The organism is Burkholderia pseudomultivorans (genome assembly GCF_001718415.1).
Taxonomy (GTDB): domain Bacteria; phylum Pseudomonadota; class Gammaproteobacteria; order Burkholderiales; family Burkholderiaceae; genus Burkholderia; species Burkholderia pseudomultivorans_A.
The window spans coordinates 147,478-163,741 of record NZ_CP013378.1 but is presented as its reverse complement, the minus strand read 5'-3'; the positions used below and the strand labels follow the sequence as shown (position 1 = coordinate 163,741).

Sequence of the window (16,264 nt, the reverse complement as noted above, 5' to 3'; positions counted from 1 at the left end):
GGCCGTCCGCCCTCGCGGCCCTTCGAACCGGCTGGCCGCGGTGTTCGCGTGCTAGCCGATCAGCCAGTTCTCGAGCCTCAAGCCCGGATAACTCGCGAAATCACGCTCGTTGTTGGTCACCAGCACGACGTCGAGCGATACCGCGTGCGCGCCGATCAGCTTGTCGAGATGATCCTTCTTGCGTTCCCGCGTCGCCTCGCGAATGGGGCCATATGCCTGCGCAGCCGCTCCGTCGAACGGCGCAACCGGGATATCCTCGATCAGCGCGGCGAGATTGCGGCGTTCGCGGGCCGGATTGGCACATACCGTCACGCCGTACTCGAGTTCCGCATAGGTGATCGCCGACATGACGACGTCCCCCGTGTAGCACTGCGCGAAACGCCGCGCGACCTGCTCCGGCTGGTTCTTCATCAGATAGACGCACATGTTGGTGTCGAGCATGTAGCGCGGCATCACCAGCCCTCGCGCTCGGCCTGTTCCTGATCGCCGCGCCCCTCGGCCATGAAATCCGGCCCGAATTTCGCGAACTTGCCGAGCACGCCGGTCAGCGGCCGCCGCGCAGGACGGATGCGAATTTCGTCACCGACACGCTCGATTTCGAGTTCGATATCGCTGCGCTCATAAGCCAGATCCGCAGGAATCCGCACCGCCTGCGAGTTGCCATTCCGGAAGACCCGGGTGGTATGCATGTCATGTCTCCCCTTACGGATGTACGATGGATGTACATTAGGTCATTTTTCGCCCAATGTAAATCCATGTGTGTACACAACCCGGCTCGCGCCCTCCCCGCGTTCCGACACTTTTCATCGGCCGGCGTACCGGAGGCCGGCCAACGGGCGTAAGCTGTACGTCCCGCTACCCAGGGAGACGGCAGCCCATGTCGCATTCCAAGGATCTCGAGCAGCCCGCCACCACCGGCGCGCGACTGCTCGTCGATGCGTTGCTCGCCAATCACGTCGAACGCGTGTTCTGCGTGCCGGGCGAGAGCTTTCTCGCCGTACTCGACGCGCTGGCGGACGACACCGCGCGCATCCAGACGGTCGTCTGCCGCCACGAGGCGGCCGCCGCGAACATGGCAGAGGCGGTCGGCAAGCTGACCGGCCGCCCCGGCATCGCGTTCGTCACGCGCGGGCCCGGCGCGACGCACGCGTCGATCGGCGTGCACACCGCGTTCCAGGACTCGACGCCGATGATCCTGTTCGTCGGCCAGTGCGCGCGCGAGCACCTCGACCGCGAAGCGTTCCAGGAAATCGACTACCGCCGGATGTTCGGCCAGATGGCGAAATGGGTCGCGCAGATCGACGATCCGCGCCGCATCCCCGAATACCTGAGCCATGCGTTCCACGTCGCGACCGCCGGCCGCCCGGGGCCCGTCGTGCTCGCGCTGCCCGAGGACGTGCTGTCCGAAGCGTGCGCGCCGCAGCCCGTCGCGCCCGCCGCCAAGCGGATCGCCGCGGCGCCGTCGGCCGCGCAGATCGACGAGCTGCGCGAGCGGCTCGTGCGCGCGGAACGGCCGTTCGCGATCGTCGGCGGCAGCGGCTGGACGCCCGACGCCTGCGCGAACCTGCGCACCTTCGTCGAGCGCTGGCAACTGCCGGTCGCGTGCGCGTTCCGCTACCAGGACACGATCGACAACGCGCATCCGAACTACGCGGGCGACGTCGGGCTCGGCATCAATCCCGCGCTCGCGAAGCGCATCCGCGACGCCGACCTGCTGCTCGTGATCGGGCCGCGCCTCGGCGAGGCGACCACCGGCGGCTATACGCTGCTCGACATCCCGAAGACGCGCCAGACGCTGATCCACGTGCATCAGGGTGCGGACGAGCTCGGCCGCGTGTATGCGGCCGACCTGCCGATCGTGTCGGGGATGCCCGAGATCGCGGCGCCGCTCGCCGCGCTCGAACCGCCGGCGCGCCCCGCGGGGGCCGGCACGGCCGCCGACGCGCATCGCGCATACCGCGAATGGCACGCGCCGCTGCCGATGCCCGGCGACGTCCAGCTCGGCGAGGTGATGGTGCAACTGCGCGAGCGGCTGCCGCACGACGCGATCCTGACCAACGGCGCAGGCAACTACGCGATCTGGCTGCATCGCCACTTCGCGTACCGGCATTTCCGCTCGCAGCTCGCGCCGACCAGCGGCGCGATGGGCTACGGCGTGCCGGCCGCGCTCGCCGCGAAGTCGTTGTACCCCTCGCGGGCCGTCGTCGCGCTCGCGGGCGACGGCTGCTTCATGATGGCCGGCAACGAGCTCGCGACCGCGATGCAGTACGGGCTGAACATCGTCGTGATCGTCGTCAACAACGGTCATTTCGGCACGATCCGCATGCATCAGGAGCGCAACTATCCGGGGCGCGTGCACGGCACCGGGCTCACGAATCCCGATTTCGCCGCGTATGCGCGCGCCTTCGGCGCACATGGCGAGACCGTCGAGCGCACCGCCGACTTCGCGCCGGCGCTCGAACGCGCGCTGACCTGCGGGCTGCCCGCGCTGATCGAGATCCGCATCCCGCAGGACGCCAGCACGCCGGCCGCGACGCTCGAACAGATCCGCGAACAAGGCCGCCGCGCGCGCGGCGAATGACGGTGGCCGCGCACCCGATGCCGCCCGGCGTCGCGCTGTCGCACGACGACGCGCTCGCGCTGCCCGGCACGCTGCTCGCGCCCGACGGCACGCTCGTCGCGCCGTACGATCTCGAGCACGGCAGCGCGCGCGCCATCGGCCACGTGCCGGCCGCGCCTGCGCTCGGCCTGCTGCATGGCGCGCACCGGCCGTTCCGGCTCGACTACGGCCGTGAAACGCAGGTGCACGTGATCAACGGAATGGGCGTCACGCTCGGCGACTCGGTGATCGGACTGACGGCGCTCGCGGCGCTGCGCGACGCGCATCCGCACCTGCGCTTCACGCTGTACCGGCCGGCCCGCGCGCCGCGCTATGTCGAAGCGCTGTATGGGCTGGCCGCCGGCGTCGTCGCGCCGACCCGCACGCTGCCGTATCGTGCCGATGCGCTGCCGCCGCAGGCGCCGTGCATCGACGTCGGCAATCATCTGTACTGGCCCGCATTCGCGCGGCAGCCGATGATCGACTTCTTCCTCGACGCGCTCGGTGTGGACCCGGCCGCCGTGCCCGCATCGGCGAAGCGCAACCGCTGGCTCGCGCGGCTGGCGCTGCCTGCGCTGCCGTCCGCATGGCGCCGGCCCTACGTCCTGTTCTGCCCGCACGCGAGCACCGCGGTGCGCAGCGTGCCGCCCGCGCTGCACGCGCCGCTCGTGGCGCGGCTCGCGCAGCGCTACAGCCTGCCGGTGGTCGGCTTCGGGCCGGTCGCGCATCCCGCGTATGTCGACGTGAGCGCCGACGCGGTGGGCGACACGGCGCGGTTCATCGCGTGGATCAAGGGCGCCAGCATGCTGTTCGCGCCCGACACGGCCGCGCTGCATCTCGCCGACGGCTTCGACGTGCCGACGCTCGCATGCTTCACGACGATCGAGCCCGCGCTGCGCGTGCGCGACTATCCGCATTGCGTGCCGGTCGCGCTCGACGTGCCGGCCGGACTGCACGGTCTCCATCGCAGCGAACGGCCGGACGATCTCGCGGCCGTCGAGGCCGCGTATCGCGCGATCGACTGGGATGCGCTGGCGTGGCCGGCGGCGCGCGCAACTGCTGCGGCCGCCACGACCGAATAGGAAAGCGGCCGCCGACCGCGAAGCGGCGAGCGCCTTGCCCCGCCCTCCTTCGGCGCCGCCGCGTTCGCGCCTACCCCGCCACCGCCTCGCGCTCGCGCAGCGTATCCGACGGCCGCTTGCCGAACAGGCGCCGGTAGTCGGTCGCGAACTGGCTCAGGTGCCAGAAGCCCCACGCCTCCGCGACATCCTGCACCGAGCCCGCCGCCCGGCCGCACAGGTCGCGCCGCGCGCCGTTCAGCCGCAGCGTGCGCAGATAGGTCGCGGGCGCCATCCCGAGCACGTCCTGGAAGCAGTACTGCAGCGTGCGGCGGCTCACGTGCAGCTGCTCGCACAGTTCGGGCACGCCGACCGGGCGCGTGCGATGCGCGAGCACGTAGTCGCGCGCCTGCTCGACGATCCACCGCCGCGTCGAAGGCGCGGCGCCGCCGCCGTCGTCGCCCGGCTGCGCGCATACGTCGAACAATGCGGCCAGCACCTCGGCCTGCAGGTCGTCGCGCTGCGCGTCGGGCAGCGGGCCGTCGCCGGCCGCCGCGCCGTCGAGCCGGCGGCCGAGCAGCGCGCACAGGCGCGCGAGCCGCGCATCGCCGACCTGCATCACGCGCTGCCGCGCGAAGCGCTGCTCGTCGAGCGCGCGGCGCTCGACCTGCTCCGCATAGCGGCGCAACACGTCGCCGCGCACGACGACGCCGTAGATCGAGAACTGCGCGGGCGTCAGCAGTTCGAATTCGACGTTGCCGGGCCGGAACGCGAGCGCGCCGGGCCCGATGCGGTACGCGTCGACCCGCGCCGTGCCGTCGTTCGCGACCGGGATGCCGAACCAGTACGCATCGCCGCGCACCTCGCACGCCTGGCGCAGCATGTGGCTCGTCGATTCGCGGAACAGCTTCATCGTGTCGAGCGGCAGCTCGGTCAGCGTGCCGACGAAGCGGCCCGCCGCGAGCTGGTCGTAGGTCTGGCGCCAGCCGATCAGGTTGCGCGCCTGCTCGTCGGCGTCGTGCGCGACGCTGACGACGGCCTGCCCGGCCGGCGCGTCGTCGCCGAGCGCGCTGCGCCGCGTGTCCTCCGCCGTCGGTTCGTCGTCGCGATCCACTCGTTGATCCATCTTGCCCTCCTTCTGCTGCCCGCCACCGCGCCGGTCATGCAAGTCCCGTGCCGAACCGCGCGCGATCCGGCGACAAGCCCGTCATTCAACGCGTTGCGGCCGGCGCGCGCCATGCGGGCGTGCCCGGACGCCGCGCCGTGCGCACGCCGGCGGTGCGCCCGCCGAACCGTCATGGACCGCCGCGCGCCATCGAGCGGCACATCGCCGAAGCCGCCGCCTAGCGGTCGTTCGCGGGCCGCAGCCGCACGACCCGCGTGCCGCAGTTGCCGTATGCCTGCGCGACCGCCAGCTCGACGATCGGGCTGCCGGCCGGCCAGGGTGCCGCGTCCGCGTCGGACAGATCCGTGCGCAGCGTCGCGCGGCCGTTGATCCGGTAGCGCACGCCACGCATGAAATCGACGAACAGCAGTCCGACGCCGCTGCCGTCGCACCGCGCCGCCTCGATCCGGTCGCCGTGCGCCGGCAACGCGAAGCGCAGCGTCTTCGTGTCGATCACGCGGACCACGGGCAGCAGCTCGCCGCCCGCATCGCGCCGGCTCTGCACGATGTCGCAGGTCACGGACGCCGGCCCGCCGCCGGCCATGCCGACGAACATGAACGGCTGGGTCTCGATGAATTGCCGCACGCCGATCGACAGCCGCGTCGTCACGACCTCGCTCATCCGTTCGGCCTCGTCGGCGACGCCGAAGCGGCGATGCGCATCGAGCTCGCCTGCGTGGAATACGGGATGTCGGGAATGGGATCGGGACGGTTCGGTCATGTCGATGACGCCAGGAATGATGCGCGGCCACGAACGGGCCGCGCAGTGGAAACCGTTGCCGGCGAATGCAGCGGCAATGCGTCGACGTCGCATGCCCGGCGAACGGCCGAACCGCGCCGCGTCGAACGCCGCGCCGCTGTGCGAACCCGACACCCGCCAGGCGACGCGAACGTCACCCGGCCGGCGCCGGCCCGCAGCCGGAAATCCATCGTCGAAACGCGGCGGCCGAACCGGCCTGCACATGCCCATCCGTGCCGACCGGCCGGCGCCTCGCCCCCGCACCGGCGATCAGAAGAACCCGAGCGCCTCGGCCTGGTAGCTGACCAGCAGGCACTTCGTCTGCTGGTAGTTCGACAGCGCCATCTTGTGCGTCTCGCGTCCGATCCCCGACTGCTTGTAGCCGCCGAACGCCGCATGCGCGGGGTACAGGTGGTAGCAGTTGGTCCACACGCGGCCCGCCTCGATCTCGCGGCCCATCCGGTACGCGCGCGTGCCGTTGCGCGTCCACACGCCGGCGCCGAGGCCGTAAAACGTGTCGTTCGCGAGTTCGATCGCTTCCTGCTCGTCCTTGAACGTCATCACCGACGCGACCGGCCCGAAGATCTCTTCCTGGAACACGCGCATCTTGTTGTTGCCGAGCAGCATCGTCGGCTTCACGTAGTAGCCCGTGTTCAGCTCGGCGGCCGGCGCCGTGCGCTCGCCGCCCGTCAGGCATTGCGCGCCTTCGCCGCGGCCGATGTCGATGTACGACAGGATCTTGTCGAGCTGCTGCTGCGACGCCTGCGCGCCGATCATCGTCTGCAGGTCGAGCGGGTGGCCGGCCTTGATGCGCTCGACGCGCGCGACGGCCTTCTCGATGAAGCGGTCGTAGATCGATTCCTGGATCAGGATGCGCGACGGGCACGTGCACACCTCGCCCTGGTTCAGCGCGAACATCGCGAGGCCTTCGAGCGCCTTGTCGAGGAACGCGTCGTCCTGGTCGAGCACGTCGGCGAAGAACACGTTCGGGCTCTTGCCGCCCAGTTCGACCGTCGACGGGATCAGGTTGTCGGCCGCCGCGTGCAGGATGTGCTTGCCGACCGGCGTCGAGCCCGTGAACGCGATCTTCGCGATCCGCTTGCTGGTCGCGAGCGCTTCGCCCGCTTCCTTGCCGAAGCCGTTCACGATATTGATCACGCCCGGCGGGAACAGGTCGCCGATCAGTTCCATCAGCACGAGCACCGACGCGGGCGTCTGCTCGGCCGGCTTCATCACGACGCAGCAGCCGGCCGCGAGCGCCGGCGCGAGCTTCCACGCGGCCATCAGCAGCGGGAAGTTCCACGGAATGATCTGGCCGACGACGCCGGCCGGCTCGTGGAAGTGATACGCGACGGTGTTGTCGTCGATCTCGGAAATGCCGCCTTCCTGCGCGCGGATGCAGCCCGCGAAATAGCGGAAGTGATCGACCGCGAGCGGCAGGTCGGCCGCCATCGTCTCGCGCAGCGGCTTGCCGTTGTCGATCGTCTCGGCGACCGCCAGCAGCTTCAGGTTCTTTTCCATCCGGTCGGCGGCCGCGAGCAGCAGGTTCGCGCGCTCGGCCACCGAGGTCTTGCCCCATTTGCGGCGCGCGGCATGCGCGGCGTCCAGCGCGACGTCGATGTCGTCGGCGCTCGAGCGCGGCACGCGGCAGAACGGCTGGCCGTTGATCGGCGAGACGTTCTCGAAATACTCGCCCTTCACCGGCGGAACCCACTTGCCGCCGATGTAGTTGTCGTACTGCTGACGATACGGGTATTCGACGTCGAGGCCCAGTTGCTTCAGGTCAAACGGGTTCATACATGTCTCCTGTTCATCGTGCTTGTGAATACAGCGCCGGTTGGATCGCGCTGCCTCCTTTACGCAAACTGCGTGCCAAACGGCTGCGAGGCACGACGAGAGCGGCCGGCCCGCCGCGCGCGGGGTGACGCGCCGGCCTGCGGCGCACGACTGTGTCGATTCTGAACAGCGCGATTGCGCAGCGGCGCGGCCGGTGTTCGGATTTTTCACAGCGGCAGCGCGCAACGCGCGCGGCATGTGCGGCGCGGCGCGTGGCATGTCGCTTGCGTACGCAGAGCGCATCCCCACGCCGCGGCCTTCGCGCCGCCCGACACCATGAGTCCAGCCGGCCCCCTCACCGACGACGCGATCGCATTCATTCGCGAACAGGCGTTCCTGATCGTCGCGACCGCCGACGCGGACGGCAACGGCGACTGCTCGTACCGCGGCCGGCAGCCGCGCGCCGACGGCTCGTTCGAACCGCTCGTCGAAATCGCCGACGCCCGCACGCTGGTGCTGCCCGACTTCGCGGGCAACAACCTGTTCAACACGATCGGCAACCTGCTGGTGAACCCGGCGATCGCGCTGCTGTTCGTCGATTTCGTGCGCCAGACGACGTGGCTCGTGCAGGGTCGCGCGACGATCGACGAGGATGCCGGACGATGGGCGCATCGGTGGCCCGACGCGCGACGCCATGTCGTCGTCGCGGTCGAGCGCGCGCAGTCGCGCGCCGATGCGGCGCTGCCGCCGCTCGTGCTGGCCTGAGCGCCCTGCGCCGAAACAGGCCGACGCGCGTCAGCGCCCGCCCGCCTCGGCGCAGGCCGCGGCACGCCGGCCGCGTGCGGCAGCGGCGTCGACTTCTGCCTCGCTCGCGGTGCCCGCGGAAGCATCGGCGGCGACCTCCTCTGTGCTGCCACCGTCCTCCGGCTGCCGTCCGCCGAGGAACACGAACACGACTACCGCGCACAGCAGCGTGACGACGGCCAGCCCGATCAGCAGCCGGTCGAACGCGTGCGCATAGCTCGCGAGCAGCACCGCCTGGCCGACGCCCGGCAGCGCGGCGGCCGCACCGGCGAGATCGCCGGTCGCGAGCCGTGCAGCGGCGCGTATCGTGGCGTCGGCCGCGTCCGTCGTGCCGGCTGCGCCGAGCGCCTGCCGCAGCCCCGCGTGCGCGAGCGCCGCGAGCACCGCGCCGACGATCGCCAGCGCGATCCCCTCGCCCGCGACGCGGGTCGTGCTGAAGATCCCCGTCGCCATCCCCGCACGCGACTTCGGCACGACGCTCACCGACAATCCGTCCATCAGCCCCCACGGCAAGCCGGCGCCGACGCCGATCGCGAGCATCGGCGCGATCGCCGCCGGCCCCGCGCCGCCGCGCAGCGCGACGTCGAGCCAGACGAGCCCGGCCGCCGCGACGACCAGCCCGAGCCCCGAGATCAGCCCGGCCGACAGCCGGCGCGTCAGCGTCGCCGCCACGAACGGCACGACCAGCATCGGCGCGGAGATCGCGAGCATCAGCCAGCCCGCGTCGATCTCGCTGAAGCCGTCGATGCCGATGAAGCGCAGCGGCAGCACGACCAGCAGCACGATGTAGCAGCAGCAGGTCGACACCGGCAGCACCTGCACGCCGACGAAGCGCGCAATGCGGAACAGCGACAGGTCGAGCATCGGCCGCGCGACGCGCGTCTCGATCGCGACGAATGCGAGCGCGCCGAGCGCCGCGCCGGCGAGCAGAACGATCACGAGCGGATCCGTCCAGCCGCGCGCGGGCGCGTCGATCACGCCGAACGTGAACAGCGTCAGCGTGGCCGTGAAGGCGACCGTGCCGGGCCAGTCGAGCCCGGTCGCATGCGGGTCGCGCGATTCGCGCATGCGCGGCAGCCCGAACGCGAGCGACAGCGCGCCCGCGACCGCGCCGGTGATGAAAATCGCGCGCCAGCCGCCGTGCTCGATCAGGCAGCCGGCAATCACGGGCCCGAACGCGAGCCCGACGCCGAACGTCGTGCCGAGCAGGCTGAACGCGCGCGTGCGCGCCGCACCGTCGAACTCCTGCGCGAGCGCGGCCGTGCCGCCGGCGAGCGCCGCGGCCGCCGCGAGCCCCTGCGCGGCGCGCAGCAGGTCGAGCACGAACATCGACGGCGCGAACGCGAGCGCGACCGACATCAGCGTGAAGCCGCCGACACCGACCGCGAACACGCGCTTGCGGCCGAACTGGTCGGCCAGCGCGCCGGCCGCCATCAGGAAACTGCCGAACGCGAGCATGAACGCATTGGTGATCCAGTTCATCGCGACGGGGCCGCCATGCAGCGCGCGGCCGATCGCGGGCGTCGCGACCGCGCCGCCGGAAAAGGACAGCGGCAGCGCGACGGCAGCCAGGCAGACGGCGGCCAGCACGAACCGGCGCCGGCGCGCCGCAACGGCGGAAAACGGGTGATCCATCATCGCTCCTTGTCAGGCCGGCGCCTCGGCGCCATACGAGCGACACAAGATAAATCCGATTCAATCGCGGAAAAACCGGCTCGAAATCCGGATATAGCGGATTAAAATTCCGCAATTGAACTCGGCCTATCCCTGTCGATGGACAACCTGAACGGCATCGTCGCATTCGTCCGCACCGCCGAAGCGCTCAGCTTCGTCGCGGCCGGCCGCGCACTCGGCATCTCGGCGTCGGCGGTCGGCAAGACGATCGCGCGGCTCGAGCAGTCGCTCGGCGTGCGCCTGTTCAACCGCACGACGCGACGCGTGACGCTGACCGACGAAGGCCGGCACTTCTACGAACGCTGCCAGCGGATCCTCGAGGATTTGCGCGATGCGGAGGCGACCGTGAGCGCGTCCGCGCAGCGCCCGCGCGGCAAGCTGCGCGTGAGCCTGCCGGTGATCGGCTATCGATTCCTGCTGCCGGTGCTGCCCGAATTCAGGGCGCGCTACCCGGATGTCGAGCTCGATCTCGATTTCAACGACCGGATGGTCGACGTCGTCGAAGGCGGCTTCGACGCGGTGATCCGCAGCGGACCGCTGTCGGATTCGAGCCTGATGTCGCGGCGGCTCGGCCCGTTCGGATTCGTGCTGTGCGCGACGCCCGCGTATCTCGCGCGGGCCGGCACGCCGCGCACGCCGCGCGAGCTCGCCGCGCACGATTGCGTGCGCTACTGCTTCCCGACCACCGGCAAGCTGCAGGACTGGGCGCTCGCCGCCGACGACGGCACGCCGCTGAAGCTGCGCACCGCGATGACCTGCAACAACATGGAGGCGCTGCGCGGCGCGGTGCTCGCGGGGCTCGGCATCGGCTACATGCCGGACTTCCTCGCGCGCGACGCGCTCGAGCAGCATGCGCTCGTCACCGTGCTCGACGATTACCGGATCGCGCCCGGACAGTTCTCGATCGTATGGCCGTCGAGCCGGCAACTGTCGCCGAAGCTGCGCGTGTTCGTCGATTTTCTGTGCGAGCGGCTGTTCCGGTAGCGGCCGGGCACGGCGTAAGCGAGCGCGACAGACGGTAGGGCCGGCCGCGCCGCCCGTTCTCGCCGCCGCCGCGGCATGCCGCCGGGCTGCCGCGGTCCGGCCGACCGCCGCGGCGCACGCCCCGGGCCGCTACCCCGCCGCGATCCGCTCCGCCGGCTCGCCCGGCAGCAGCGCGTCGCTGTCGTCCTTGAGCCCGACGCCCGTGAGCCCGAGCCGGCGCGCATGCGTGAGCAGGTAGTGCAGCTTGTGCGCGGCCGCGTCGTGCGGCAGCCCTTCGGCCCGCACGTTCGAGATGCAGTTGCGCAGCGCGTCGTGGCAGCCGACCTTCGGCGCCCACGTCAGGTACACGCCGAGGCTGTCCGGCGAGCTGAGCCCCGGCCGCTCGCCGATCAGCATCGCGACGGCCTTCGCGCGCAGCAGCTCGCCGATCTCGTCGCCGAGCGCGACGCGCGCCTGCTTCGCGACCACCACCGGGCCGATCCGCCAGCCGTCCGCGTCGAGCCGCGGCCGCACCGCCTGCAGCAGCGGCAGTGCCTGCTTCGCGGCCGCGAACGCCGACAGGCCGTCGCCGACCACGAACACCAGGTCGGGCGCGTCGTCGAGCGCCGCGCCGTAGCCGGCCAGCAGCCCGCGGCTGTCGTCCGACAGCTTGCGGCCGAGATCGGGCCGGCGCAGATAGTGGTCGCGATCCGGCGCGGCGCTTTGCACGCCGAGCGTCGGCAGCAGGCCGGCCGCCTCGATCTCGCGGCGCAGCGTGTCCGCGTCGAGCGGCTGGTGCACCGCGTCGCGCGCCTGCGCGTGCGACAGGTTGAACGCGAGCAGCGGCGCGGTCGGCAGGCTGTTGCCCGCGCGGCCGAGCGCGATCCGCGCATTCGTGAACGCCTTCAGCTCGCCCCACGGGTTTCGTTCGACGGCATCGCTCATGCTGACAGCCCCATCCAGTCGTTCGCCCCCGCGAGCAGCGGCACGCGGGACGTCGCAGCGCGCAGCGCGCCGTGCGCGTCGGCGATCTCCATCGCCTCCAGCCATTCCTCGAACTCGGGCGCGCGGCGCAGCCCGAGCACCTCGCGCACATAGAGCTGATCGTGGAACGACGTGCTCTGGTAGTTCAGCATCACGTCGTCGGCGCCCGGAATCCCCATGATGAAGTTGATGCCGGCCGCGCCGAGCAGCGTCAGCAGCGTATCCATGTCGTCCTGGTCGGCTTCCGCGTGGTTCGTGTAGCAGATGTCGCAGCCCATCGGCACGCCGAGCAGCTTGCCGCAGAAGTGATCCTCGAGCCCCGCGCGAATGATCTGCTTGCCGTCGTACAGATATTCGGGCCCGATGAAGCCGACCACCGTGTTCACGAGGAACGGCTCGAACTTGCGCGCGACCGCGTATGCACGCACCTCGCAGGTCTGCTGGTCGACGCCGTGATGCGCGTTCGCGGACAGCGCGCTGCCCTGCCCGGTCTCGAAATACATCAGGTTGTCGCCGACCGTGCCGCGCCTGAGCGACAACGCGGCTTCGCGCGCCTCGCCAAGCAGCGCGAGCGAGATCCCGAAGCTCGCGTTCGCCTTTTCGGTACCGGCGATCGACTGGAACACGAGGTCGACCGGCGCGCCCTTGTCGATCGCCGCGATCGTGTTGGTCACGTGCGTGAGCACGCAGGACTGCGTCGGCACGCGATAGCGTTCGCGGAACGCGTCGATCATCGCGAGCAGCTTGACGATCGCCGCGAGGCTGTCGGTGGCCGGGTTGATGCCGATCATCGCGTCGCCGCAGCCGTACATCAGCCCGTCGAGCATCGACGCGGCGATCCCCTTCACGTCGTCGGTCGGATGGTTCGGCTGCAGCCGCACCGACATCCGGCCCGGCAGCCCGACCGTGTTGCGAAAGCGCGTGACGACGCGGCGCTTGCGCGCGGCCGCGATCAGGTCCTGGTTGCGCATCAGCTTCGATACCGCCGCGACCATCTCGGGCGTGAGGCCCGGCGCGATGCGCTCGAGCGCCGCGCCGTCGGCCGCGGGCGACAGCAGCCAGTTGCGGAAATCGCCGACGGTCAGGTGCGAGATTTCCGCGAACGCGGCCGCGTCGTGATCGTCGACGATCAGCCGCGTCACCTCGTCGTCCTCGTACGGAATCAGCGCTTCGTTCAGGAACGCGCGCAGCGGCACGGCCGCCAGCGCGATCTTCGCGGCGACGCGCTCCTCCTCGCTCGCCGCCGCGACGCCGGCGAGCTGGTCGCCGGAGCGCAGCGGGCTCGCCTTCGCGAGCAGCGTCTTCAGGTCCGCGAAACGGTACGTGCGCGGGCCGATCGTCTCCGTGTAGGACATCGTGCGTGTCTCCTTGCCAAAAACCGGCGGCGCGCCCGCTGCGACCGGGCGCGCCGATGCCGTCAGGAACGGCCGTTCAGTTTCGTCATGCTCAATCCTCCAGCAGCGCGTCGGCCGGCGCGTTCGCCGCGCGCTGCGCACGCGTGGCGAGAAAGTACGCATAGCCGAGCGCGAGGAACACGACGAACACCAGCGCGACGAGGCCGTTGAAGTACACCATCGTACCGAGGCAGACGAGCGCCGCGACGATCGCGAAGGCCGGAAAGAGCGGGTACAGCGGTGCGCGGAACGGGCGCGCCAGGTTCGGCTGCGAGCGGCGCAGCTTGAACAGCGCGGCCATGCTGACGATATACATCACGATCGCGCCGAACACCGACATCGTCACGATGTTCGCGGTCAGCGTCTGGCCGCCGAACTGGATCAGCTCGTCGCTGTAGATCGCCGCGATGCCGACCACGCCGCCCGCGAGGATCGCGCGATACGGCGTCCTGAAGCGCGGATGCACCTTCGCGAGCCATTCGGGCAGGTAGCCTTCGCGGGCCAGCGCGAAGATCTGGCGCGAATAGCCGAGGATGATCCCGTGGAACGACGCGACCAGCCCGAACAGCCCGAGCCAGACCAGCATGTGCATCCAGCCGCTGTTTGCGCCGACGATGTACTTCATCGCCTGCGGCAGCGGATCGTTGATGTTCGCGAGCTTGGTCCAGTCGCCCGCGCCGCCGGCGAACACCATCACGCCGATCGCCAGCGCGACGAGTGTCAGGATCCCCGCCACATACGCGATCGGGATCGAGCGCTTCGGATTCTTCGCTTCCTCGGCGGCCATCGCGACGCCTTCGATCGCGAGGAAGAACCAGATCGCGAACGGGATCGCCGCGAACATCCCGTGGAACGCGCCGACGCTGAAATGATCGGCGCCGGCCCAGCCGCCCTTCGTGAAATTGCTCCACGCGAAACCCGGCGACACGACGCCCATGAACACCAGCAGCTCGAAGATCGCGAGCAGCGTGACGACGAGTTCGAAGGTCGCCGCGATCTGCACGCCGACGATGTTCAGCGCCATGAACACGAGATACGCGCCCATCGCCGCGTGCTTCGGTTCGAGGCCCGGGAACTGCACGTGCAGGTATGCGCCGATCGCGAGCGCGATCGCCGGCGGCGCGAACACGAATTCGACGAGCGTCGCGGCGCCCGCGAGATAGCCGCCGGCCGGGCCGAACGCGCGGCGCGCATACGCGAACGGGCCGCCCGCGTGCGGGATCGACGTCGTCAGCTCGGTGAAACTGAAGATGAAGGTCGTATACATCGCCGCGACGAACAGCGCGGTGATCACGAACCCGAGCGTGCCGGCGCTCGCCCAGCCGTAGCTCCAGCCGAAGTATTCGCCGGAGATCACGAGGCCGACCGCGATGCCCCACAATTGCCAGGTCCCGAGCGTCTGCTGCAGCGCGGGCTGGCCTTTCGACTCTGCTTTCATCGGACTCTCCTCAAGAGCGCCAGACCTGCGGCCTGCGCGACTGAGAATCGATGCTAGAGAGTCATTATTCGACGTGTTATCGAAATTCGGCAAAGACGGCGGCTGACGTTTCGCTGACGGAAACGATCGCCGCGCCAGCGACGGCAAGCGCGGCGGCCCGAGCCGCCGCCTGCCGTGCGCGTGCGCGGCGCCTGCCGGTTACTGGCCGCCGCCGCGCTGGTTGAACCAGCGATCGAGCAGCTTGCCCGCGGCCTCGCGGCCGCCGAGGCCGAACGACAGCGCGACGGCCACCGCGATCGCGCCGAGCACGAGCCCGAACGCGAGCTGCACGATCTCGTTGGCGATGCCCATCGCGCGCAGCCCCATCGCGAACACGAGGCCGAGGATCGCGAATTGCGCGATGCGCGCGAACAGCACGCTGTGCTCGCGATCGGCCTGCTCGATCACGCGGCGCGCGAGGCCCGCGAGCCACACGCCGATCACGAGGATCACGCCGCCCATCAGAACGTGGCCGCCGAATTCGATGAACAGCGTGACGACGTCGCGTACCTGCGTGAAGCCGAGCCGGTTCGCGGCCTCGACCGTGGCGAACAGCATCGCGAAGAACACGATCAGCCGCGCGACCAGCACCGACGGCTGCAGCATCCCCGAGAACACGCGCTCGACGCCGAGCACGGCCGGCAGCCCGTCGACGCCGGCGGTTTCGAGCAGCCTCTGCGCGAGCGACGCGACGAAGCGGGCGAAGTAGAACGTGACCAGCACGATCACGATCGCCGCGACGATGTCGGGCACCGCGCCGAGGAACTGGTTCAGCATGTTGGTGGCCGGCACCGAGATCGCGTCGATCTTCAGCGCGTCGAGCGCCGAGATCAGCGTCGGCACGAACACGAACACGTAGACGATGGTGCCGACGAGGCTCGACACGCGCACCGGCGTCGGGCTGTCGAGACGCTGCGTGAGGCGGTCGGCGCCGGCCGCGACCAGCAGGTTCGTCACGAGGCCGCGCAGCACGCGCGCGACGATCCAGCCGACGACGCCGATCACCGCGGCCGCGAACAGGTTCGGCACGATCGCGAGCAGCTTGTCGACCATCCCCTGCACGGGCGACAGCAGGCCCGACAGCGCGAACGACGACAGGATCGCCGGCAGGAACATCAGGATCACGAGCCAGAACAGCACGTCGCCGAGATAGCCGCTCATCGGCCGCATGCCCGCGCCTTCCGACAACTTGTCGTCGATCCGGCTCGCCTTCAGCGCGCGGTTCGCGAGGCTGCGCAGCAGCGACGCGATCAGCCACGCGATCAGCGTCAGCGCCGCGCCGCCGATCAGGTTCGGCAGGTAGTTGACGATATGCGTGACGAGCAGCGAGAACGGATTGGACACCGCATACAGGTTGAGCACGTTGAAGATGCCCACCGCGGTGACCAGCAGGATCAGCCAGAACAGGCCGCCGGCGATGATGCGCTCGACGCATGCGCCCTGGCCGGTGCTTTCGTTGATGCGCTGGTCGACCTTCAGCGCACCGAGCAGGCGCAACGCGCCGGCCCGCACCGCAACGGCGATCAGCCAGCCGATCACCAGGATGCCGATCGCGCCGGCGATCTTGGGCAGATATCCGCCCAGCGTGGTCTGCAGCGACGTGATGAAGCTGGAAGCATCCATTTCTTCTT

Annotated in this window: 14 protein-coding genes; 4 read left to right on the top strand and 10 right to left on the bottom strand. The window is 70.3% G+C overall.

What is annotated here, in order from left to right:
- Positions 1-51: 51 nt before the first annotated feature.
- Both WS57_RS13700 and vapB read right to left on the bottom strand, forming a co-directional pair.
- On the bottom strand, positions 52-453 hold the full coding sequence (locus WS57_RS13700; RefSeq protein ID WP_059514751.1) for a type II toxin-antitoxin system VapC family toxin: 402 nt from the start codon (positions 451-453) through the stop codon (positions 52-54).
- On the bottom strand, positions 453-689 hold the full coding sequence (vapB, locus tag WS57_RS13695; RefSeq protein ID WP_006408845.1) for a type II toxin-antitoxin system VapB family antitoxin: 237 nt from the start codon (positions 687-689) through the stop codon (positions 453-455). The genes WS57_RS13700 and vapB overlap by 1 nt, the downstream gene beginning before the upstream one ends.
- Positions 690-877: 188 nt before the next feature.
- Here vapB and WS57_RS13690 point away from each other — a divergent pair, with 188 nt between their 5' ends.
- Together WS57_RS13690 and WS57_RS13685 are read left to right on the top strand one after the other, a co-directional pair.
- The gene (locus tag WS57_RS13690; protein ID WP_069244414.1) at positions 878-2,581 is read left to right on the top strand and encodes a thiamine pyrophosphate-binding protein; all 1,704 of its coding nucleotides are present in this window, start codon (positions 878-880) and stop codon (positions 2,579-2,581) included.
- Entirely contained in the window at positions 2,578-3,681 is a 1,104-nt protein-coding gene (locus tag WS57_RS13685; RefSeq protein ID WP_059514749.1) for a hypothetical protein, read from the top strand. Before WS57_RS13690 ends, WS57_RS13685 begins: the two co-directional genes overlap by 4 nt.
- A gap of 70 nt (positions 3,682-3,751) precedes the next feature.
- Here the strand turns inward: WS57_RS13685 and WS57_RS13680 are convergent, their stop codons facing one another.
- The 3 genes from WS57_RS13680 to WS57_RS13670 form a co-directional block, all read right to left on the bottom strand.
- On the bottom strand, positions 3,752-4,783 hold the full coding sequence (locus WS57_RS13680; protein ID WP_059514747.1) for a helix-turn-helix domain-containing protein: 1,032 nt from the start codon (positions 4,781-4,783) through the stop codon (positions 3,752-3,754).
- Between the two features lie 217 nt (positions 4,784-5,000).
- Entirely contained in the window at positions 5,001-5,543 is a 543-nt protein-coding gene (locus WS57_RS13675; RefSeq protein WP_009695322.1) for a hypothetical protein, read from the bottom strand.
- 288 nt (positions 5,544-5,831) lie between these two features.
- A complete protein-coding gene (locus WS57_RS13670) occupies positions 5,832-7,358 on the bottom strand; it encodes an aldehyde dehydrogenase family protein (RefSeq protein WP_040126407.1) in 1,527 nt (508 codons plus the stop codon).
- 315 nt (positions 7,359-7,673) lie between these two features.
- On the opposite strand from WS57_RS13670, the gene WS57_RS13665 reads away from it, so the two are divergent.
- Positions 7,674-8,102, top strand: coding sequence for a pyridoxamine 5'-phosphate oxidase family protein (locus WS57_RS13665; RefSeq protein WP_040126406.1), 429 nt, complete (start codon positions 7,674-7,676; stop codon positions 8,100-8,102).
- Positions 8,103-8,132: 30 nt separating this feature from the next.
- Here WS57_RS13665 and WS57_RS13660 read toward each other — a convergent pair whose 3' ends face one another.
- Complete coding sequence (locus WS57_RS13660; RefSeq protein WP_059603675.1) at positions 8,133-9,776, bottom strand: MFS transporter; 1,644 nt, start codon at positions 9,774-9,776, stop codon at positions 8,133-8,135.
- Positions 9,777-9,914: 138 nt separating this feature from the next.
- Here WS57_RS13660 and WS57_RS13655 point away from each other — a divergent pair, with 138 nt between their 5' ends.
- On the top strand, positions 9,915-10,799 hold the full coding sequence (locus WS57_RS13655; protein WP_009689201.1) for a LysR family transcriptional regulator: 885 nt from the start codon (positions 9,915-9,917) through the stop codon (positions 10,797-10,799).
- Positions 10,800-10,928: 129 nt separating this feature from the next.
- Here the strand turns inward: WS57_RS13655 and eutC are convergent, their stop codons facing one another.
- The 4 genes from eutC to WS57_RS13635 all read right to left on the bottom strand — a co-directional run bounded on the left by eutC (position 10,929) and on the right by WS57_RS13635 (position 16,256).
- Positions 10,929-11,723, bottom strand: coding sequence for an ethanolamine ammonia-lyase subunit EutC (gene eutC, locus WS57_RS13650; protein WP_059514742.1), 795 nt, complete (start codon positions 11,721-11,723; stop codon positions 10,929-10,931).
- Positions 11,720-13,117, bottom strand: a complete 1,398-nt coding sequence (locus WS57_RS13645; RefSeq protein ID WP_009694162.1) for an ethanolamine ammonia-lyase subunit EutB — start codon at positions 13,115-13,117, stop codon at positions 11,720-11,722. Before WS57_RS13645 ends, eutC begins: the two co-directional genes overlap by 4 nt.
- A gap of 91 nt (positions 13,118-13,208) precedes the next feature.
- Positions 13,209-14,594: an ethanolamine permease gene (eat, locus tag WS57_RS13640; protein WP_040126402.1), complete on the bottom strand. Its 1,386-nt coding sequence runs from the start codon at positions 14,592-14,594 to the stop codon at positions 13,209-13,211.
- Positions 14,595-14,792: 198 nt separating this feature from the next.
- Positions 14,793-16,256: a mechanosensitive ion channel gene (locus WS57_RS13635; protein ID WP_040126401.1), complete on the bottom strand. Its 1,464-nt coding sequence runs from the start codon at positions 16,254-16,256 to the stop codon at positions 14,793-14,795.
- Between the last annotated feature and the right edge of the window lie 8 nt (positions 16,257-16,264).